This is a genomic window from Pseudomonas monachiensis, assembly GCF_047345015.1.
Classification (GTDB): domain Bacteria; phylum Pseudomonadota; class Gammaproteobacteria; order Pseudomonadales; family Pseudomonadaceae; genus Aquipseudomonas; species Aquipseudomonas monachiensis.
The window spans coordinates 441,481-461,864 of sequence record NZ_CP178857.1; the positions used below are offsets into that span (position 1 = coordinate 441,481).

17 protein-coding genes and 1 riboswitch are annotated in these 20,384 nt (G+C 61.4%); of the genes, 13 read left to right on the forward strand and 4 right to left on the reverse strand.

The window, feature by feature from the left end:
- Positions 1-46 precede the first annotated feature (46 nt).
- Positions 47-379 carry a DMT family transporter gene (locus ACMDB8_RS01900; protein WP_015093202.1) on the reverse strand — a complete coding sequence of 111 codons (333 nt, stop codon included), beginning with the start codon at positions 377-379 and terminating at the stop codon, positions 47-49.
- 103 nt (positions 380-482) lie between these two features.
- Between ACMDB8_RS01900 and ACMDB8_RS01905 the strand changes: the two genes are divergently transcribed.
- Together ACMDB8_RS01905 and waaA are read left to right on the forward strand one after the other, a co-directional pair.
- Complete coding sequence (locus tag ACMDB8_RS01905) at positions 483-1,385, forward strand: LysR family transcriptional regulator (RefSeq protein WP_177336476.1); 903 nt, start codon at positions 483-485, stop codon at positions 1,383-1,385.
- Positions 1,386-1,396: 11 nt separating this feature from the next.
- Positions 1,397-2,674, forward strand: a complete 1,278-nt coding sequence (waaA, locus tag ACMDB8_RS01910; RefSeq protein WP_223541738.1) for a lipid IV(A) 3-deoxy-D-manno-octulosonic acid transferase — start codon at positions 1,397-1,399, stop codon at positions 2,672-2,674.
- Positions 2,675-2,774: 100 nt separating this feature from the next.
- Here the strand turns inward: waaA and ACMDB8_RS01915 are convergent, their stop codons facing one another.
- Positions 2,775-4,214, reverse strand: a complete 1,440-nt coding sequence (locus ACMDB8_RS01915) for a TolC family outer membrane protein (RefSeq protein WP_056725518.1) — start codon at positions 4,212-4,214, stop codon at positions 2,775-2,777.
- A gap of 205 nt (positions 4,215-4,419) precedes the next feature.
- A riboswitch (TPP riboswitch) is annotated at positions 4,420-4,525 on the forward strand.
- A gap of 165 nt (positions 4,526-4,690) precedes the next feature.
- On the opposite strand from ACMDB8_RS01915, the gene thiC reads away from it, so the two are divergent.
- Both thiC and cytX read left to right on the forward strand, forming a co-directional pair.
- Positions 4,691-6,580: a phosphomethylpyrimidine synthase ThiC gene (gene thiC, locus ACMDB8_RS01920; protein WP_056725516.1), complete on the forward strand. Its 1,890-nt coding sequence runs from the start codon at positions 4,691-4,693 to the stop codon at positions 6,578-6,580.
- 159 nt (positions 6,581-6,739) lie between these two features.
- The gene (gene cytX, locus ACMDB8_RS01925; protein ID WP_409078566.1) at positions 6,740-8,032 is read left to right on the forward strand and encodes a putative hydroxymethylpyrimidine transporter CytX; all 1,293 of its coding nucleotides are present in this window, start codon (positions 6,740-6,742) and stop codon (positions 8,030-8,032) included.
- Here cytX and ACMDB8_RS01930 read toward each other — a convergent pair.
- A complete protein-coding gene (locus tag ACMDB8_RS01930) occupies positions 8,001-8,747 on the reverse strand; it encodes an RsiV family protein (RefSeq protein ID WP_102669298.1) in 747 nt (248 codons plus the stop codon). The two genes, cytX and ACMDB8_RS01930, sit on opposite strands and share 32 nt — an antisense overlap.
- 224 nt (positions 8,748-8,971) lie before the next feature.
- Here ACMDB8_RS01930 and ACMDB8_RS01935 point away from each other — a divergent pair, with 224 nt between their 5' ends.
- The 9 genes from ACMDB8_RS01935 (at position 8,972) to ACMDB8_RS01975 (ending at position 18,437) form a co-directional block, all read left to right on the forward strand.
- On the forward strand, positions 8,972-9,589 hold the full coding sequence (locus ACMDB8_RS01935) for an NUDIX domain-containing protein (protein ID WP_056725510.1): 618 nt from the start codon (positions 8,972-8,974) through the stop codon (positions 9,587-9,589).
- Entirely contained in the window at positions 9,580-10,032 is a 453-nt protein-coding gene (locus ACMDB8_RS01940; protein ID WP_007977461.1) for a DUF1249 domain-containing protein, read from the forward strand. The genes ACMDB8_RS01935 and ACMDB8_RS01940 overlap by 10 nt, the downstream gene beginning before the upstream one ends.
- 112 nt (positions 10,033-10,144) lie before the next feature.
- Positions 10,145-10,960 (forward strand): 3',5'-cyclic-AMP phosphodiesterase, encoded by an 816-nt coding sequence (gene cpdA, locus ACMDB8_RS01945; protein ID WP_409078567.1) that lies wholly within the window; start codon positions 10,145-10,147, stop codon positions 10,958-10,960.
- A gap of 207 nt (positions 10,961-11,167) precedes the next feature.
- Positions 11,168-11,776, forward strand: coding sequence for a YqiA/YcfP family alpha/beta fold hydrolase (locus tag ACMDB8_RS01950; RefSeq protein WP_409078568.1), 609 nt, complete (start codon positions 11,168-11,170; stop codon positions 11,774-11,776).
- A 50-nt stretch (positions 11,777-11,826) separates the two neighbouring features.
- The gene (gene parE / locus ACMDB8_RS01955) at positions 11,827-13,731 is read left to right on the forward strand and encodes a DNA topoisomerase IV subunit B (protein WP_056725503.1); all 1,905 of its coding nucleotides are present in this window, start codon (positions 11,827-11,829) and stop codon (positions 13,729-13,731) included.
- Positions 13,731-14,720, forward strand: a complete 990-nt coding sequence (locus ACMDB8_RS01960; RefSeq protein WP_056725501.1) for an esterase-like activity of phytase family protein — start codon at positions 13,731-13,733, stop codon at positions 14,718-14,720. Before parE ends, ACMDB8_RS01960 begins: the two co-directional genes overlap by 1 nt.
- Positions 14,717-15,241: a retropepsin-like aspartic protease family protein gene (locus ACMDB8_RS01965; protein WP_056725499.1), complete on the forward strand. Its 525-nt coding sequence runs from the start codon at positions 14,717-14,719 to the stop codon at positions 15,239-15,241. The genes ACMDB8_RS01960 and ACMDB8_RS01965 overlap by 4 nt, the downstream gene beginning before the upstream one ends.
- Positions 15,242-15,248: 7 nt before the next feature.
- Entirely contained in the window at positions 15,249-17,519 is a 2,271-nt protein-coding gene (parC, locus tag ACMDB8_RS01970; RefSeq protein ID WP_095943185.1) for a DNA topoisomerase IV subunit A, read from the forward strand.
- Between the two features lie 204 nt (positions 17,520-17,723).
- Positions 17,724-18,437: a PqiC family protein gene (locus ACMDB8_RS01975; RefSeq protein ID WP_056725495.1), complete on the forward strand. Its 714-nt coding sequence runs from the start codon at positions 17,724-17,726 to the stop codon at positions 18,435-18,437.
- A 299-nt stretch (positions 18,438-18,736) separates the two neighbouring features.
- Here ACMDB8_RS01975 and ACMDB8_RS01980 read toward each other — a convergent pair whose 3' ends face one another.
- The gene (locus tag ACMDB8_RS01980) at positions 18,737-20,254 is read right to left on the reverse strand and encodes an AhpA/YtjB family protein (RefSeq protein ID WP_056725493.1); all 1,518 of its coding nucleotides are present in this window, start codon (positions 20,252-20,254) and stop codon (positions 18,737-18,739) included.
- Positions 20,255-20,384 lie beyond the last annotated feature (130 nt).

Sequence of the window (20,384 nt, forward strand, 5' to 3'; positions counted from 1 at the left end):
GTCCGGTCTGCCTTTGTAGGAGCTGCCGCAGGCTGCGATCTTTTTATCAATGCCCGGCAGTCTTGGAGAACAGCTGGATAACCACGACGCCCAGCACAATCAACGCCATCCCCAGCATCGCCGGCACGTCCAGCTTCTGCCCATAGATAAACAGCGCGGCGACGCTGACCATCACGATCCCCATGCCGGCCCACACGGCGTACGCCACGCCCACCGGAACGCTGCGCACCACCAGGGTCAGCATCCAGAAGGCGATCCCGTAACCGACGATGACCAGCACCAGTGGCAGCGGGGTGCTGAAGCCTTTGACCGCTTTCATCGAAACAGTGGCAATCACTTCGGCGCAGATGGCTATGGCCAGGTAGTAGTAAGCGGTCATGGGTCAATCCTCGTGTGAAGTGTTGCTCTCTGAGGTCGGCATTCTAGAGATTCGCCAGATGCGGTAAAGTCATTACCTATCTGTTTAGAAGATGGGTTGGGCCATGAGCATGCAATGGAATCTGGAGCAGCTGCGGTTGTTTGTCAGCGTAGCGGAGCAGCGTTCGTTTTCTGCCGTGGCGCGGGATCAGCGCAAGGCGCAGTCGGCGGTCAGCAGTTCGATAGCGTTGCTGGAAGAAGACCTGGGCGTCAGCCTGTTCGACCGCAGCAGCGGTCGTCAGCCGAAACTCACTGAAGCCGGTACCGCTTTGCTGGACGAAGCGCGGGAAGTATTGCGCCAGTGCGAACGACTCAATGGCCGGGCGCTGGCGATGATGCGCGGGCAGGAAGCGCGACTGCGTGTGGCGCAGGATGAGGCGATGCCTTATCAGCCGATCATCGAAAGCTTCGAGGCCCTGGCGGAAAAATTTCCCAGCCTTGAAGTGCAGTTGACCAGCGCCGCCCAAGGCGATGTGGCGCGCAAACTAGTGGAGCGGCGCGCCGACTTGGGGTTGCTGTTCTTTCACGATCAGATTCCCGAGGCGCTTGAGCGGCGGGTGCTGGGCAGCGTGGAAATGGTTACGGTGTGCGGCAAGGATCATCCGTTGGCGCGCAAAAGTGCAGTGGACGGCCAGCAGCTGGCGCAACATCGGCAGTTGCTGATGTCCACGGAGTCGAGCATTTATCCCGGCAGTGATCCGGCCAGCCCGCAGGTCTGGCGTGCCGACAGTTTCTATGTGATGGCCGAATGGCTGGTGCGCGGCCTCGGCTGGGCCTGGTTGCCGCGCCACGTAGTGCAGTACCCGACCTATCAGAACCAGATGGTCGAGCTGGTCAGCGAGTGGACCCCGCCGGCCCTGGTGGTGGAGCTGGTATGGCGCCGGGATGAACCGCTCGGTCCGGCCGCGCGCTGGCTCGCCGAACGTTTTGCCGTGCACTTGCAGGCGATAGGCGAAAAAAGCCGATAAACTCCGCCGCCATGAATAGAACTCTCTACACCGCGCTGTTTTATCTGGGGCTGCCATTGGTAGCGATTCGGCTTTGGCTGCGCGCGCGCAAGGCGCCGGCTTATGCCAGGCGTATCGGCGAGCGCTTTTCCTACGGAATGCCGGCGATGAAACCGGGCGGCATCTGGGTGCACGCCGTGTCGGTGGGCGAAAGCATTGCGGCCGCGCCGATGATCCGCGCCTTGCTGGCGCGTTATCCGGATCTGCCGATCACCGTGACCTGCATGACGCCGACCGGTTCGGAACGCATCCATGCACTGTTCGCCAATGAGCCGCGCATCCAGCACTGTTATCTGCCTTACGACCTGCCTTGCGCTGCCCGGCGCTTCCTCGATCGGGTCCAGCCGAAACTGGCGGTGATCATGGAAACCGAACTGTGGCCCAACCATATCCATCAATGCGCCAAGCGCGGGATCCCCGTGGCACTGGCCAATGCGCGGCTGTCCGAGCGTTCGGCCAGGGGCTATGGCCGGTTCCCCAGGCTGACCCAGCCGATGCTGGCCGAGATGAGCCTGTTCGCGGTGCAGACCGAAGCCGAGGCGCAACGCTTGCGCAACCTGGGCGCCCGGAACGAAACCGTCGAAGTAACCGGTTCGATCAAGTTCGACCTGACCATCGACCCGCAACTGCTGGAACGCGCTGTTGAACTGCGCGGGCAATGGCGGGCACTGGAACGACCGGTGTGGATCGCGGCCAGTACCCATGACGGCGAAGACGAGGTGGTGCTGGCGGCTCATCGTCAGTTGTTGGCCAGTCACCCCGATGCCCTGCTGATTCTGGTACCGCGTCATCCGGAGCGCTTCAATTCGGTGTTCGGGTTGTGCCAGCAACAGGGGTTTGCCACGGTCCGCCGTTCCAGTGGCGATGCGGTCAGCGCAAATACTTCAGTGCTGCTGGGCGACACCATGGGCGAGTTGCTGTTTCTCTACGCCCTGGCTGACAGCGCATTCGTCGGCGGCAGCCTGGTGCCGAATGGCGGGCATAATTTGCTGGAGCCAGCAGCCTTGGCTAAACCGGTATTGAGCGGTCCGCATCTTTTCAACTTCCTCGAAATTGCCGCGCAGTTGCGCACTGCCGGGGCGTTGCAGGAAGTGGAGGATGCCGAAGGGCTGGCGGTGGCGGTGCAGCGGCTGTTCGAACTGCCGCGAGATGCGCAGCGCATGGCAGAGGCCGGGTTGAAAGTGATGCGCACCAATCAGGGCGCATTGCAGCGCTTGCTGGACGGGTTGGGGCGGTTGATCGGCCAATAGACCGAGTCGTCGGACAGAAAAGGATCGCAGCCTGCGGCAGCTCCTGCACGGGATTGATATTCATCCTGTAGGAGCTGCCGCAGGCTGCGATCTTTGGTTTTTACTGATCAGGTCGCGCTTTCAACTGCTCCTCTGCCGCCTTGGCCAGATCCGGTGGCAGGAAGTCCTTGTCCGGGTTGTAGTTCGGATTGAGCCAGCGTGCCAGGACTTGCAGATCCCCCGGATTCAACGTGCCGGCCTGTTGCTTCAAGCGCAGGTTGTCGAGGATGTAGTCGTAACGGGTGTTGTTGTAGTCGCGTACCGAGGTGTAGAGCTGACGCTGCGCATCCAGCACGTCGACGATGTTTCGCGTACCCACCTGATAGCCGATTTCAGTCGCTTCCACAGCGCTCTGGTTGGAGATGATCGATTGCTTGCGCGCCTGTACCTGCTCGACATCGGTGTTCACCGCGCGGTGCAGGTCACGGGTGTTTTCCACGATGCTGCGGCGCAGGGATTCGCGTTGCTGCTCGGTCTGGTCCAGTTGTGCATAGGACTGACGCACCTGGGAGTTGATCAGGCCGCCGCTGTAGATCGGGATATTCAGTTGCAGGCCCACGGTCGTTTGCTCGACGTTGCCGCCGTAGGGTTGGCCCAAGGGAACCGGATTGCTGAAGCCCAGCGCATCGTTGTCGCCTTTCTCGTACTTGGCGACCGCGTCAACCGTTGGCAAGTGCCCGGACCTGCGCTGCTTGACAGTTTGTTCGGCGGCGCTGACGGCATAGTTGCTGGCCAACAGATTGAGGTTCTGCCTGCCCGCGGTTTCGACCCAGGCCTTGGCGTCGTTCGGTACTGGCGGCAGGATCGGCAGGTTATGGCTGATGCCCCAGATCGAGTTGTACTGGCGGTTGGTCAGGGTGATCAATGCTTCAAAGGCGTCGTCCACCTGGCGCTGCGCAACGATGCGGTTGGCGCGTGCGGTGTCGTAGCTGGCCTGTGAGTTCAATACGTCGGTCTTGTCCGAGAGGCCGACATCGAAACGCTCGTTGGATTGATCGAGCTGGCGTTTGAACGCCGCTTCTTCGGCCTTTGTCGAGGCCAGGTTGTCCTGGCTGCGCAGCACGTTGAAATAGCTGTCAGCGGTTTGCAGGATCAGGTTTTGCTCGGTCGCCGAAAGTTGCAGGGCAGCCTGTTCGTTGACTTCCTTGGCGGCCTGGAACTGGAACCAGCGATCGGCGCGGAACAAAGGTTGCGCCAAAGTGGCCTGGTAGGAATGAGCATCGCGGTTGGTCGTGCCCGAAGGTTGATCGAGCGACGTACGCACCTCGGCAACATTGGCGCCGCCCGAGAGGTTCGGCAGCAGCCCGGCGCGGGCCTGGGGCACGACTTCTTTCTGCGCGCCGTATTGGGCGATGGCAGCCGCCAGGTCGGCGTTGTTGTTGACGGCTTCCTGATAAACGCTGACCAGGTCCGTCTTGGCCGATAAGGGCGCATCTGCTGCCCAGGCCATTCCGTTGGACGCACAAGACACGGCGAGGGCCAGTGAGAGTTTGCGCAGCATAGACGATCCCTAGAATTGATATTACAGAGGTAATTTGAGCGCCAAGGCTAAGGCCATGGTTTGACAGCGTCAATGAGCGGCTCAGCGTAGCGAGTGTAGTTGTGCATTGGGGCCGCAACAATCCTGATACTGCGTGTAATTACGCCATTCATCACGGTAATTGCAGTGGGGTTGGCGTTCTTTGCCAGTTGTGTCTAGACTGGCCGGGTTCTTGTCGGGGTGCCTTGCTATGAGGCTGAGATCGAATAATTTCGGATCCCGTTGAACCTGATCAGGTTAGCGCCTGCGTAGGGAACAAGATTTCTCGTCACCCGGCGAGTCCTCTTGTGCTTCGTCCGGGATGTTGTTCGACAATCGAACACCCCTCGAGCACTGAGCACAGCACAGCTGGTTTCTCCAGCGCCCGTGCGTCCATTCGTTTACAGGTTCGCTCCGACAAAAATCCACTGCCTGGATGTGTGTCTGGAGAGCCCGTGATGACTACAAAATCAAAAATCGCCACCAACCTGAGTGACTCGGCCAAGGTCGATCAGCAATCGGTTCAGCCGTTTACCCGCTCGCAAAAAATCTATGTCCAGGGCACTCGCCCGGACATCCTCGTGCCGATGCGCGAAATCAGCCTTGATGTGACGCCGACCGACTTCGGCGGCGAGATCAATGCACCGGTCGTGGTGTACGACACCTCGGGCCCGTACACCGACCCCAACGTCATCATCGACGTGCGCAAAGGCCTGGCCGACGTGCGTTCGCCGTGGATCGAATCCCGTGGCGACACCGAGCGCCTGAGCGGCCTGAGTTCGAATTTCGGCCAGGAACGCCTTGCCGATCCTGAGCTGACAAAGCTGCGCTTCGCCCACGTCAACAACCCGCGTCGCGCCAAGCCGGGCGCCAACGTCAGCCAGATGCACTACGCGCGCCAAGGCATCATCACCGCCGAGATGGAATACGTCGCCATCCGCGAAAACATGAAGCTGGAAGTGGCCCGCGCCGCCGGCCTGCTGGACCAGCAACACGCCGGCCACAGCTTCGGCGCCAGCGTGCCGAAAATCATCACCCCCGAATTCGTCCGTGACGAAATCGCCCGTGGCCGCGCGATCATTCCGGCCAACATCAACCACACCGAACTGGAACCGATGATCATCGGCCGTAACTTCCTGGTGAAGATCAACGGCAACATCGGCAACAGCGCCCTGGGTTCGTCCATCGAAGAAGAAGTGGCGAAACTGACCTGGGGCATTCGCTGGGGTTCGGACACGGTCATGGACCTGTCCACCGGCAAGCACATCCACGAAACCCGCGAGTGGATCATCCGTAACTCGCCGGTGCCGATCGGTACGGTGCCGATCTACCAGGCCCTGGAAAAAGTCGGCGGCGTGGCCGAAGACCTGACCTGGGAGCTGTTCCGCGACACGCTGATCGAACAGGCCGAGCAGGGCGTCGACTACTTCACCATCCACGCCGGCGTGCTGTTGCGCTACGTGCCGATGACCGCCAAGCGCGTGACCGGCATCGTCTCCCGTGGCGGTTCGATCATGGCCAAGTGGTGCCTGGCGCATCACAAAGAGAACTTCCTCTACACCCATTTCGAAGACATCTGCGAAATCATGAAGGCCTACGACGTCAGCTTCTCGCTCGGCGATGGCCTGCGTCCGGGCTCGATTGCCGACGCTAACGACGAAGCGCAGTTCGGCGAACTGGAGACCCTTGGCGAGCTGACCAAGATTGCCTGGAAGCACGACGTGCAGTGCATGATCGAAGGCCCGGGCCACGTGCCGATGCAGTTGATCAAAGAGAATATGGACAAGCAGCTGGAGTGCTGCGACGAGGCGCCGTTCTACACCCTCGGCCCGCTGACCACCGACATCGCACCGGGCTACGACCACATCACCTCCGGCATCGGTGCGGCGATGATCGGCTGGTTCGGTTGCGCCATGCTCTGCTACGTGACACCGAAGGAACACCTGGGCCTGCCGAACAAGGATGACGTGAAGACCGGGATCATCACCTACAAGATCGCCGCGCATGCCGCCGATCTGGCGAAGGGGCACCCGGGCGCACAGATCCGCGACAATGCCTTGAGCAAGGCGCGTTTCGAATTCCGCTGGGAAGACCAGTTCAACCTGGGCCTGGATCCGGACACCGCGCGTTCGTATCACGATGAAACCCTGCCGAAGGATTCGGCCAAGGTCGCGCATTTCTGCTCGATGTGCGGGCCGAAATTCTGCTCGATGAAGATCACCCAGGAAGTCCGCGAGTATGCGGCCAACCAACGGATCGAAGCGGTCGACGTGGACGTTGCCCAGGGCATGGCCGAACAGGCCGAGCGCTTCAAGCAGGAAGGCAGTCAGCTGTATCAGAAAGTTTGATCTGAGCTGAGGTCGGCGGTGTTTTCACCGCCGCCATCGCGAGCAAGCTCGCTCCCACATTGGAATGCATTCCTCTGTGGGAGCGAGCTTGCTCGCGATGGCGTCAGACCAGTCAGCGAAGATCCGAATAACAAAATGTGTCCCTCTGAGATAACACCCTTGAGCATTCAACCCAGCACTTATTCTCCCGATATCGCGGTGCCGACCGACAATCGTGTATTCGGCGGTCGCGACCTGTTTTCCCTGTGGTTCTCCCTCGGCATCGGCCTGATGGTGTTGCAGACCGGCGCATTGCTCGCGCCAGGCCTGGGCCTGTCCGGTTCGTTGCTGGCGATTTTCCTCGGCACCCTGGTCGGCGTTTTGCTGCTGGCCGCGGTTGGCGTGATTGGCAGTGACACTGGCCTGTCGTCGATGGCCGCGCTCAAGCTCAGCCTCGGCGCCAAAGGCGCGAGCCTGCCGGCGGTGCTGAACCTGCTGCAATTGATCGGCTGGGGTTCGTTCGAAATCATCGTCATGCGCGACGCCGCCAGTCTGTTGGGCGCAAAGGCGTTCAGCGACGGTAGCTGGCTGTCCAATCCGATAATGTGGACGCTGTTCTTCGGTGCGCTGGCGACCCTGTTGGCTGTCAGCGGCCCGTTGACGTTCGTCCGGCAGATCCTGCGCAAATGGGGCATCTGGCTGCTGCTGGCCGCGTGCACCTGGTTGACCTGGAACCTGTTCGCCAAGGCTGATCTGGCCGCATTGTGGGCCCAGGCCGGTGACGGTTCGATGCCGTTCGCCGTGGGTTTCGACATCGCCATTGCCATGCCGCTGTCGTGGTTGCCGCTGATCGCCGACTACTCGCGCTTCGGCAAGCGGGCGAAAAACGTCTTCGGTGGCACCGCCATCGGTTTCTTCATCGGTAATTTCTGGCTGATGAGCCTGGGCGTGGCCTATACCCTGGCGTTCGCGCCGAGCGGTGAAGTCAATGCCTTGCTGCTGGCGCTGGCCGGTGCCGGCCTGGGGATTCCGCTGCTGCTGATTCTTCTGGATGAATCGGAAAACGCCTTTGCCGATATTCACTCGGCGGCGGTGTCCAGCGGGATTCTGTTGCGCGCCAAGGTCGAGCACCTGGCCCTGGCCATCGGCGTTATCTGCACGCTGATTGCCCTGCTGGCGCCGTTAGCCCAGTACCAGAACTTCCTGCTGCTGATCGGCTCGGTGTTTGCGCCGTTGTTCGGCGTGGTGCTGGTTGACCACTTCATCCTGCGCAAGCGCAGCGCCCAGGTGGCCTCGGCCGCACTGCGCTGGCCGGCGCTGCTTGCCTGGCTGGGCGGGGTCAGCACCTATCACTTGTTGGCCAACCTGTATCCGGATATCGGCGCAACCCTGCCGGCACTGGTCGTGGCAGGGTTGCTCCAGCTAGTGCTGGGCCGGGCCTTCAGTTACGGCCGGGAAACAGTTCGGGCTTGATGATGCCGTTCAGGCGAGGGTAGGGGATCTTCAGTTCGACATGGCCCAGCGCGTAAGGCGCGATGGTGCTGGTTTCGTACTTGAGGATCACCCCGCCGTAGGTCAGCGCCACGTTCTGGGTTTTCTGGAACGGCCAGCTCTTCACGAACTCCGGTTCCTGATCGAGCTTGGTGCTGATCAGCCAGCTGTTGTGTGCCACTTGCGCGGCTTTCCAGAATGCGTCTTCCTGCCCTGGCACCAGCATGTCCGACAGTGTCAGCACTTTATGCTGTTGGCGTGAATAGTTGATGAAACCTCGTCCTGGGGTGCCGTGGGCACCGCCGGTGTCCAGGTAGCTGGACAATTCGACGATCACCAAGCCGTCATGCTGCTCACGTACCTTTGCCTGCAGATAGCTGCTGAAGCGCGGGCCGGCGGTGCGTAAAAACTCTTCGCGATAGGCCGCCAGGGTCGGGGCAACCGGCGCGTCGGGCGAGGTGCGGGTCATTTGCAGCAGGCGCTTTTCGATGATTCCGTCCAGCGCAGGCTCGTCCGGGAAGTGCAGGGTGTCGATGTTGACCAGCGGGCAATCCGGATTGCTGCAACCGGGCTTGAGTTGCTCGGAGGCGTCGCGGGTGGTCTCCAACGGCGTCCGGTAGTTGGGCTGGAACAGGCTCGCGCAAGCGCCCAGGGTCAGGGCGATAGCGGCCACGGAGGCGATTTTGAAAAGCGACATGAGCGTCCTTTCTGAAACAGGGGAAGGCAAAAAGTTACCGGCTTCGACTCTCAACAAAGCAGTCAGTTCGCCACTAAGCTAATTAGAGTGGGTTTCGCCCTCACCGTCCATCCCGCTGACAGGAAAGGGGCTGCATCAAACGTCACGGGCGCGTTAGGATGGCGCGAAGTCGAGGCCCAGGAAAAAAGCACCTCGAACAGGACTTGCAGTAAAAGAGGATAGTCATGACGGATTTTGCCAACGCCATTCCGACCGCCGTTGATATCGTGCGGCGCGAAAAGTGCTACGAGGGCTTCTACAAACTCGAACGCGTGCACTTGCGCCACGAATTGTTCGCCGGGGGCATGAGCCGCGAGATCAATCGCGAAGTGTTCGTTCGCCATGACGCAGTGTGCATGCTGCCTTACGATCCGCAGCGCGATGAAGTGGTGCTGATCGAGCAGTTTCGCGTCGGCGCCATGGACAAGACCGACAACCCGTGGCTGATCGAACTGGTCGCTGGTCTGATCGACAAGGATGAAGTGCCGGAAGCAGTTGCTCACCGCGAGGCGCAGGAGGAAGCTGGGCTTGAAATCGGGGCGCTCTGGCCGATCACCAAATACTTTCCATCGCCGGGCGGCAGCAACGAATTCGTGCATCTGTACCTGGGGCGTTGCGACACTACCGGGGTTGGCGGCCTGCATGGGCTGGAGGAAGAGGCAGAAGACATCCGCGTCACGGTCTGGGCTTTCGAAGATGCCCTGCAAGCCGTGCGCGACGGGCGTATTGCCAACGCGGCGAGCATCATTGCCTTGCAATGGCTGGCTTTGAACCGCGTTGAAGTGAGGGGGTTATGGTCGTAAACAAGCTGCGCGATCGCTATCGGGTGGACCTGGTGGGGCTGCAAGCGTCCTGCGAGGCGAACTACGCGCGCTTGATGCGACTGCTGCCGGACATGCGCAGCGAGCCCGCCGCGCGGCGCATCGCCGTGACCCATGGCGATCAGATGCTCGGTGTGCTGGCCCTGGAAGTCCTGCTGACCTGTCCTTACACCACGACCCTGCAAGTGCGTCAGGAGCACAGCCTGCCCTGGCTGCCGGTGCCGCAACTGGAAGTGCAGGTCTATCACGACGCGCGCATGGCCGAAGTGGTCAGCGCCGAACATGCACGACGCTTTCGCGGCATCTATCCTTACCCGAATGCCTCGATGCACCAGCCGGACGAAAAGGCCCAGCTGAACATGTTTCTGGGCGAATGGCTGAGCCATTGCCTGGCGCTGGGGCATGAGTACGAAGTCGTACGTTAGTTGTGAAGCGCAGTTGTGAACTGCGTCAGGTTCACAGATTTCCTCTTTCGATCGTCCCCCAGCATAATTGCGGCACTTACCCATCCCCGTGATCACGCCCTGGGAGAACGCCTTGCCGAGCGTATCCACATTGACCACCGCCAATCCGGCGTTGCTGGTGCAACTCTCCGACAGCCACCTGTTTGCCGAAGCGGACGGCGCGTTGCTGGGCATGAACACCCGCGACAGCCTGCAAAAGGTCATCGAGCTGGTGCGCGCGCAACAGCCACGGATTGACTTGATCCTGGCCACGGGTGATCTGTCCCAGGACGGGACGCTGGAGTCTTACCAACAATTTCGCGACATGACGCGTCAGCTCGACGCACCGGCGCGCTGGATTCCCGGCAATCACGACGAGCCACGGATCATGGCCGAGGCGGCGGTGCAGAGCGCTTTGCTGGAACCTGTGGTGGATATCGGCAACTGGCGGGTCACCTTGCTCGATTCGGCGGTGCCAGGCTCGGTGCCGGGATATTTGCAGGATGAACAGCTGCAGTTGCTCGCCCGCTCGTTGAGCGAAGCGCCGGAACGTCATCATCTGGTGTGCTTGCACCATCACCCGGTTTCGATTGGTTGCGCCTGGATGGAGCCTATCGGTCTGCGCAATCCCGAGGCGTTTTTTGAAGTGCTGGATCGTTTTCCACAGGTGCGTGCCGTGCTGTGGGGGCATGTGCACCAGGAAATCGATCAATTACGTAACGGCGTACGTCTGATCGCCTCGCCGTCGACCTGCATCCAGTTCGAACCCGGCAGCGAGGATTTCAAGGTCGGGGAACAGGCGCCGGGCTATCGCTGGCTGCGGTTGCTTCCCGACGGGCGGCTGGAAACCGGGGTGGAGCGGGTGACCGGGTTTGCTTTCACTGTGGATTACGGTTCCAGCGGTTACTGATTTTTCATTTTTTCTGGAAAACCTAGTTGCGCCCTTCGCGAGCAAGCCCGCTCCCACAGGGGGGGGCTTGTGACCGACGCAGGCCCAGTGTGGGAGCGGGCTTGCTCGCGAAGGCGTCTACACAGACGCCGTGAATTCCGCGGATATCCCCGATTCCCCCAGGTCCCTGTAAACTCCGACTCTTTAGCCGACGCACAGGGAGCTCAAATGTCCGGTTCGATCCTTTATATCCACGGCTTCAACAGCTCGCCGTTGTCGAAGAAGGCCTGTCAGTTGGTCGAGGTGATGGAGCGTCTGGGCCTGAGCGAACACTTGCGCGTTCCGGCGTTGCACCACCATCCGCGTCAGGCTATCGAGCAGCTGGAACAGGCGATTGCCGAGCTGGGGCGGCCACTGCTGGTCGGCAGCTCGCTCGGCGGCTACTATGCCACTCACCTGGCCGAGCGCCTTGGCTTGAAAGCCCTGTTGATCAACCCTGCCGTCAGCCCGCACCGGATGTTCGACGGCTTTCTGGGGACGCAGAAAAACCTGTATACCGAAGAGACCTGGGAAATGACCCACGACCACGTGACGGCCCTGGCCGAACTGGAAGTGCCGGCGCCCCAGGATCTACAGCGTTATCAGGTATGGTTGCAGACAGCTGACGAAACGCTGGACTATCGCCTCGCCCAGCAGTATTACCGGGCATGCGCCTTGCGTATCCAGGCCGGCGGCGATCACGGTTTCCAGGGTTTTGCCACGCAACTGCCGGCCATGTTGAGTTTTGCCGGCATTGGCGCCGATTTGTATCAGGCAATCGATTTCACCGCATTGTGAGCGATAGCCCCATGAATTCTTTTTTCACCGAACACTGACGACGAGACCCCATGGCCACTCCCAGCGCTAGCTCTTATAACGCAGACGCCATCGAAGTCCTCTCGGGCCTCGACCCGGTGCGCAAACGCCCCGGCATGTACACCGACACCAGTCGGCCGAACCACCTTGCCCAGGAAGTCATCGACAACAGTGTCGACGAAGCCTTGGCCGGGCATGCCTCATCGGTGCAGGTGATCCTGCATGCCGACCATTCCCTGGAAGTCAGCGACGACGGCCGTGGCATGCCGGTGGACATTCACCCCGAGGAAGGTGTTTCGGGTGTCGAGCTGATCCTCACCAAGCTGCATGCCGGTGGCAAGTTTTCCAACAAGAACTACCAGTTCTCCGGCGGTCTGCACGGGGTGGGTATTTCCGTGGTTAACGCCTTGTCCACCGAAGTGCGGGTGCGGGTCAAGCGTGACGGCAACGAATATCAGATGACTTTCGCTGACGGTTACAAAAAGACCGAGCTGGAAGTGATCGGTACCGTCGGCAAGCGCAACACCGGCACCAGCGTGTACTTTGCGCCGGATCCGAAATACTTCGACTCCCCGAAATTCTCCATCAGCCGCCTCAAGCATGTGCTCAAGGCCAAGGCCGTGTTGTGCCCGGGGCTGCTGGTCAGCTTTGAAGACAAGGCCACCGGCGAGAAAGTCGAATGGCATTACGAAGACGGCCTGCGTTCCTACCTGGTGGATGCGGTCAACGAATTCGAGCGCCTGCCGGACGAGCCGTTTTGTGGCGCTTTTGCCGGTAACAAGGAAGCGGTGGATTGGGCGCTGCTGTGGCTGCCGGAAGGCGGCGACGCGGTGCAGGAAAGCTACGTCAACCTGATCCCGACCGCCCAGGGCGGCACCCACGTCAACGGTTTGCGCCAGGGCCTGCTCGACGCCATGCGCGAGTTCTGCGAGTTCCGCAGCCTGTTGCCGCGTGGTGTGAAGCTGGCGCCGGAAGACGTCTGGGAGCGCATCGCCTTCGTGCTGTCGATGAAGATGCAGGAACCGCAATTCTCCGGCCAGACCAAGGAGCGCCTGTCGTCCCGTGAAGCGGCGGCGTTCGTCTCCGGTGTGGTCAAGGATGCGTTCAGCCTGTGGCTCAATGCCAACCCGGAAACCGGCATGCTGCTGGCGGAACTGGCGATCAACAACGCTGGCCGTCGCCTCAAGGCCAGCAAGAAGGTCGAGCGCAAACGCATTACCCAAGGCCCGGCGCTGCCGGGCAAGCTGGCTGACTGTGCCGGGCAGGACCCGATGCGTTCCGAGCTGTTCCTGGTGGAAGGTGATTCCGCCGGCGGTTCCGCCAAGCAGGCGCGGGACAAGGAATTCCAGGCGATCCTGCCGTTGCGGGGCAAGATCCTCAACACCTGGGAAGTCGACGGCAGCGAAGTGCTGGCCAGCCAGGAAGTGCACAACATCGCCGTGGCCATCGGCGTCGATCCGGGCGCGGCGGACATGAGCCAGCTGCGCTACGGCAAGATCTGCATCCTCGCCGACGCCGACTCCGACGGTCTGCACATCGCGACCTTGCTCTGCGCCTTGTTCGTCCAGCATTTCCGCCCGTTGGTGGATGCCGGTCACGTCTATGTCGCGATGCCGCCGTTGTACCGCATCGACCTGGGCAAAGAGATCTACTACGCCCTCGATGAAGCCGAACGCGATGGCATCCTCGATCGCCTGGTGGCCGAGAAGAAGCGCGGCAAGCCGCAGGTCACCCGATTCAAGGGTCTGGGCGAAATGAACCCGCCACAGCTGCGCGAAACCACCATGGACCCGAACACCCGGCGCCTGGTGCAGTTGACCCTGGAAGATTTCGAGGCCACCTCGGAAATGATGGATATGCTGCTGGCGAAGAAACGCGCCGGTGACCGCAAGACCTGGCTGGAGTCCAAGGGCAACCTGGCCGAGGTGCTGGGCTGATGCGTCTGGGCTTTGCCCTGGCCTGTGGGTTGCTGCTGACGTCGATTACGGTATCCGCCGAGCCGGCGCCACAGCTGCGCGTGTTGTCCGGGCATGTCATCGACGGCATGCGCGGCGGCAACCTGTCCGGGCTGGCGCAGTGCGGCAATGACCTGTGGGCGGTTTCCGACCGCGACGATGGCCAGATCTACCGCCTCGATACCCGCGAATCCGTGTGGCAGGCACAAACGGTGCACATCGACGTACCGACGGTGCCGGACAGCGGTTTGCCCTGGGGGCTGAAGTCTCGCGTCTGGGGGGCTTCGTTCGTGCGTGGCGGCGATCTGGACTTCGAAGGCATCACCTGTGACAGCGCCGGCAATCGCTACATCGTCAGCGAAGGCCATGCCGCTGTCTTGCAAGTGCCGCCAACGGGGCCTGCCACCTGGCTTAAAATTTCGCCGATGATGGTTCGCGAGGCACGGGCCAGAGGCCTGCTGTTGCAATTCAATGCGCTGTTCGAAGGGCTGGTGATCAATCCGGCGGGGGATCGGATGTGGCTCGCCGCCGAGCGTCAAGGCCGGGGGTTACTGATGATCAAGCGCCAGCAGACGTTGTGGGATTGCGACGGTGGTTGCGTGCTGCTGAGCGAGGCGGGCATGGAAATGCAGCCCGAGCAGTTTCCCCGTGCCAAGCCTGTCCCGCGGGATTTTTCTGACCTGTCGCTGTTCAACGGCAAGCTGTTCACCCTTGACCGCAATGCCTTCCAGATCTGTCGCCGGGATGCGCAGACGGCCAAGGTCGAGCGCTGCTGGTCGTACGCCGCCGAGTTGTTGGAGGAGAGCCGTCGTTATTCACAGAACTACGGGCTGGAAGAAGCGTTGATCGTGGATGCCGATGGCGCCTGGATCGGTGTCGACAATAACTTCGGCGCGCGCGCCGATGGCGAAGTCCGCCCGGTGGTCTGGCGCTTCGCCGCACCGGAAGGTGGCTGGAGTGCCAGGCCATGAGACAACAAAGCCCGGGGCAGCGTATCGGCCGGGTGTTCATGGTGCTGGCCTGGTGTGCGGCGCTGTTTCTGGCCACGCGGTTTTTCGCCCAGTGGGAAGCGCGTCAGCAAAATCCGAATGTGGTGGTCAGTTCGGAGCAGGGCGAAGGTTTCATCGAGGTGAAACTGGTGAGCAATGTGCAGGGGCATTTCGTCGCCAGCGGCCAGATCAACGGCCAGCCGGTGGACTTCATGCTCGATACCGGGGCGACCGATGTGTCGATTCCGGCGGGCCTGGCCAAGCGCTTGAAGCTCGAAGAAGGATTCGGCGTGACCCTGAGCACGGCCAACGGCCTGAGCCAGGGCTATCGCACCCGTATCGAGCGCCTGCAACTGGGCGACATCGTGCTACGGGATGTACGCGCACTGGTGGCCCCGGGGCTGCACGGCGATCAGGTGTTGCTCGGCATGAGCGCACTGAACAAACTTGAATTTACCCAGCGCGGTGGCACCATGCTGCTGCGCCAGACAACGAACCGATGAGGCCCGCATGAGCGACTCCCTTGATCTCAGCCTGGACGGTGTAGAACGCCGGTCACTGGCTGACTTCACCGAAAATGCCTACCTCAACTACTCCATGTACGTGATCATGGACCGTGCCTTGCCGCATATCGGCGACGGTCTGAAACCGGTACAGCGCCGCATTATTTATGCGATGAGCGAGTTGGGGCTGGACGCCGATTCCAAGCACAAGAAATCGGCGCGTACCGTCGGTGACGTGCTCGGTAAGTTCCACCCCCACGGCGACTCGGCCTGCTACGAAGCCATGGTGTTGATGGCCCAGCCGTTCAGCTATCGATACACGCTGGTCGACGGCCAGGGCAACTGGGGGGCGCCGGACGATCCCAAGTCCTTCGCCGCCATGCGTTACACCGAAGCGCGGCTGTCGCGCTATTCCGAAGTGCTGCTCAGCGAGCTGGGCCAGGGCACGGCGGACTGGGGCCCGAACTTCGACGGTACCCTCGACGAACCGCTGGTGTTGCCGGCACGTTTGCCGAATATCCTGCTCAACGGCACCACCGGTATCGCCGTGGGCATGGCCACCGACGTTCCGCCGCACAACCTGCGGGAAGTCGCCACGGCGTGCGTGCGTTTGCTCGACGAGCCCAAGGCCACGGTCGAACAGCTCTGTGAACACATCCAGGGCCCGGACTACCCGACCGAAGCGGAAATCATCACCCCGCGCGCCGACCTGCTGAAAATCTACGAAACCGGTCGCGGTTCGGTGCGCATGCGCGCCGTGTATCACATCGAAGACGGCGACATCATCGTCACCGCGCTGCCACATCAGGTCTCGGGCGCCAAGGTGCTTGAGCAGATCGCCGCGATGATGCAGGCCAAGCCGTCCAAGGCACCGCAAATCGCCGACCTGCGTGACGAATCCGACCACGAAAACCCGTGCCGGATCGTGATCATTCCGGGCGCGCGAAAAAACTTCGACCACGATGCCCTGATGCAGCACCTGTTCGCCAGCACCGAGCTGGAGTCGAGCTACCGGGTCAACATCAATATCATCGGCCTGGACGGCAAGCCGCAGCTGAAGAACCTGCGGGCGCTGCTGGTCGAATGGCTGGAGTTCCGGGTGCAGACCGTGCGTCGTCGCCTGCAATTCCGCCTCGACAAGGTCGAGCGTCGCCTGCACCTGTTGGACGGTTTGTTGATTGCCTACCTCAACCTGGATGAAGTGATCCACATCATCCGTACCGAGGAACACCCGAAAGCCGCGCTGATCGAGCGTTTCGCCCTGAGCGAAATCCAGGCCGACTACATTCTCGATACCCGTCTGCGTCAGTTGGCGCGACTGGAAGAGATGAAGCTGCGTGCCGAGCAGGATGAACTGCTCAAGGAACAAGCCAAGCTGCAAGCCCTGCTCAGCAGCGAAACCAAGTTGAAAAAACTGGTGCGCAGCGAGCTGATCAAGGACGCTGAAACCTACGGTGATGACCGTCGGTCGCCTATCGTCGAACGTGCCGAAGCCAAGGCCCTGACCGAGCACGATCTGCTGCCGAACGAGAAAGTGACGGTGGTGCTGTCGGAAAAAGGCTGGATTCGCTCCGCCAAAGGCCACGAAATCGACGCCACCGGGCTTTCCTACAAGGCCGGGGACGGTTTCAAGGCGCTGGCAGCCGGGCGCTCCAACCAGTTTGCCGTGTTTATCGACTCCACCGGACGCAGTTATTCGGTGGCCGCCCACACCTTGCCGTCGGCCCGTGGCCAGGGCGAACCGCTGACCGGTCGCCTGACGCCGCCGCCAGGGGCGAGTTTCGAATGCGTGTTGATGCCCGAAGACGACGCGTTGTACGTGATTGCCTCCGACGCCGGCTACGGTTTCGTGGTCAAGGGTGAAGACCTGCAAGCCAAGAACAAGGCGGGCAAGGCCCTGTTGAGCCTGCCGAACAACGCCAAGGTCATGCTGCCGCGCCCTGTGGCCGATCGTGAGCAGAACTGGCTGGCGTCGGTGACGACCGAAGGTCGCCTGCTGATATTCAAGATCAGCGACCTGCCACAATTAGGTAAGGGCAAAGGCAACAAGATCATCGGGATCCCCGGTGAACGAGTGGCCAGTCGTGAAGAGTATGTGACGGACATCGCCGTATTGCCGGACGGTGCAACACTGGTGTTGCAGGCCGGGAAACGTACCTTGTCACTGAAAGCGGACGATCTCGAACACTACAAGGGTGAACGTGGTCGTCGTGGCAATAAGTTGCCGCGGGGCTTCCAGCGGGTAGATGCGCTACTCGTCGAAAGCCCGGTCAACTGAGCGCTACTGCGTTCAGTTGACCGAAGAACGCGAGTTTGAGGCGCCGATCTACGATTTAACCCGTAGTTCGGCGCTTTGCGCTGGAGTCGGAACGCATATTCACGGATGATATGGCCTTTCAAGCGCCGGCACTGCCGCGCGTTCTTCATATTTATTGAGTATTTTCACTGTGATCAGCCTTTTTGCGATCACCTGGATGGGACGATGACTGCTCTGCGCCTTCCTTTTATTCTTTTGCTCGCCGGCGTTCTTGGCCTGGCGGGTTGCAGCGTTCACCAACCGGTGTCGTTGTATCAGCTGGACGCGGGTAGTCCGGTTCAGCCCGCACAGAACGCGGGCATGGCGGTATTGTTGGGGCCTGTGACCGTGGCCGACTACCTGCAACGCGAAACCCTGTTGCAGCGCCAGCCCGATGGCAGCCTGCAAGCCTCGACCGACGGTCGTTGGGCTGGCAGCCTTTCGTCGGATATCGATCAACTGCTACTGCGTCAGGTCGCAGGTCGCCTGGACAGCCAGCGCGTAGTGCTGGCCCCGGCAACACTGGGCTTTACACCGGACGTCCAGGTCCTGCTGACTATCACGCGCCTGGATTCGGGTGAAAAACAGCCGGCGATCCTCGACGCGCAATGGCGCCTGATCGACCGTCGCGGGCAGGTCCGCGACAACCGCATCATCCATTTGCAGGAACAGCATGCCGGTACCACGGCGGCTCAGGTCCAGGCACAGGGCGTGTTGTTGCAACGCCTGGCCGAGCAATTGTCGGTGGCGCTCAAGCCCCTGGCCAATCAGCCGCCGATCGCCGAAGCCCCGCGCAAGCCGGCAGCCAAGGCGCCAGCACCTGCGGTAGAACAGGAAAAGCAGCCGAAGATCCCGATGGCCGCGCCGATTCGTACGGATATGGAAGTGTTCCGCTTCTAAGGCTGGATGGATTTGAAACAAAGCCCGCATAGATGCGGGCTTTGTTGTTTCTGCAGGATGGAGATATCTGGCGTCAGTTCCGGCCTCTTCGTCGGAACGCCGCCCGGAGCAAGCCCGCTCCCACAATTATCTCTGTGAACACAGATCTTGTGTACGACCACGTCCCCTGTGGGAGCGGACTTGCTCCGGGCGGCGTTCCGACGAAGAGGCCAGAGCAGGCCACAAAAAAGCCCGCAGGCGATCGCTCATCTACGGGCTTGCAGGCTCAAAGGCTAAAAGATCGCAGCCTTCGGCAGCTCCTACGCGCGGCGCTCATGCATCCGCGCCAATTGCCGCTCCAGCATCGATGGATACGGCTCCATCAACCGCTCCACACAGCAAGCCCCCTCAGGGCTGGCAATCGGGCGGATCCGTGCGCGCTGGCGGATCAACGCGTCGTCACTGATCTTGCGCTCCACCAGCAGCAGGTTGCGGCTGTGTTGCGACAGGGCCAGGGCGTCCTGGGCGGGATCGGTCAGCAGCAGGTCGATCTGGCTCAGGCCGAACAGTTCGTCGCCCAGGGTCAGGCCCAGTTGCAATTGCAGGGTGATGCCACTGTCCGCGACTTCGATCTGCAACTGGTGGCCCAGGGCCCGCAGCAGTTCGCCACAGCAGATGGCGTTGGTCAGGTAATCGTCGCCGCTGTCTTCTGTGTGGAACAGCATCAACGTGCTGCCATCGTTCAAGGTCTCTACTTCGCCCTGATACAGCGAGGCGGCCTGGTCGAGGCAATCGCGATAGCGTTCGAGCAGTTCTTCAAGACGTGCCCGCGGCAGGCGACGCAGTTGCTCCTGGGAGCCCAGTTGCACCGCCAGCACCGCGCTGTGTTGCGGCACGTTCGGCGTGGGCTTGCGAACCACCGGTTGTGGGGCGCTGTCGAGCGACTCGTCGCGCAGATCGGCGAACGGGTCTTCATCATCGTCGTCTTCGACGGTGCTGACGATCTGCCGTGGCGCTGGTTTGAGCGCCGCTACCGGACGGCTCTCGTCGAAACTCGGGTCGCGCAGGTTACGGACTTCGAAGGCCGGGTCGGCCTCGTCATCCATGTCGTCGAATTCCGGCTCCGGTTCCGGCACAGGGGCGGGCTCCGGGGCGAAGTTGGCGTGCAGCTGGCGCGCCAGGTCGCCGATTTCGTCCTGGCGGTCGGTGGCCGGGGTGTATTCGTCGATATTGCGCAGCCATACCCGCAATTGCAGCAGTGGCGTTGAGAGATAACGCCCCATGCGCAGGCTCAGGGCCAGGGACAAAGCCAGCAGGATGGCGCTCAGAATGCCCATGCTTTGCAGGCTGATGGTCATCGGCTGCTGGAACTGGTCCATGTCCAGGCTGATGCGCAATTGCCCGGCAGTCACGTCCTGGAAGGTGATCTTGCTCTGGTACATGCCCTCGGCTTCACCCAGCAGGCCATGCTTGGGACGCTGGCCGGATTCGGCGAGGATGCGGTTGTCCGGGCTGTAGATGGCGGCGTGGGCCACCAGCTTGTTCTTGGTCAGGTTATTGAGCAGCACATTGAGGCTGAGGATGTCATTGGACACCAACAGCTCGGTGGCCGAGGTGGCCGTCTGCGTGGTCAGGCTTTCGCCCAGCGCATCCGCCTGCTCGTGCATGGCCTGCTTGAACTGCAGGCCCATCACACCGGCATAGATGACCAGGGCCAGGGCGACCAGGATCACGTTATGGCTGGCGATGCGCAATGCAATCGGTACACGGCGGTGACGCAGTGCCCGGAAGATCAGCAGGAAGAAGTTGTCGGTTTTTACTGGCGTAGGCCGGTTCACTTGAGCTCGGCTCTTTTGTCCGTGGAGTTGACGCGCAGTATAGCGACAGGCCCTAGACCGTCAAAGCGCTCACGGTGCCCGATGGTCACTGAAAGTGGGTAGAATGCGGTTTTTTTCCACCTGCGGGGGT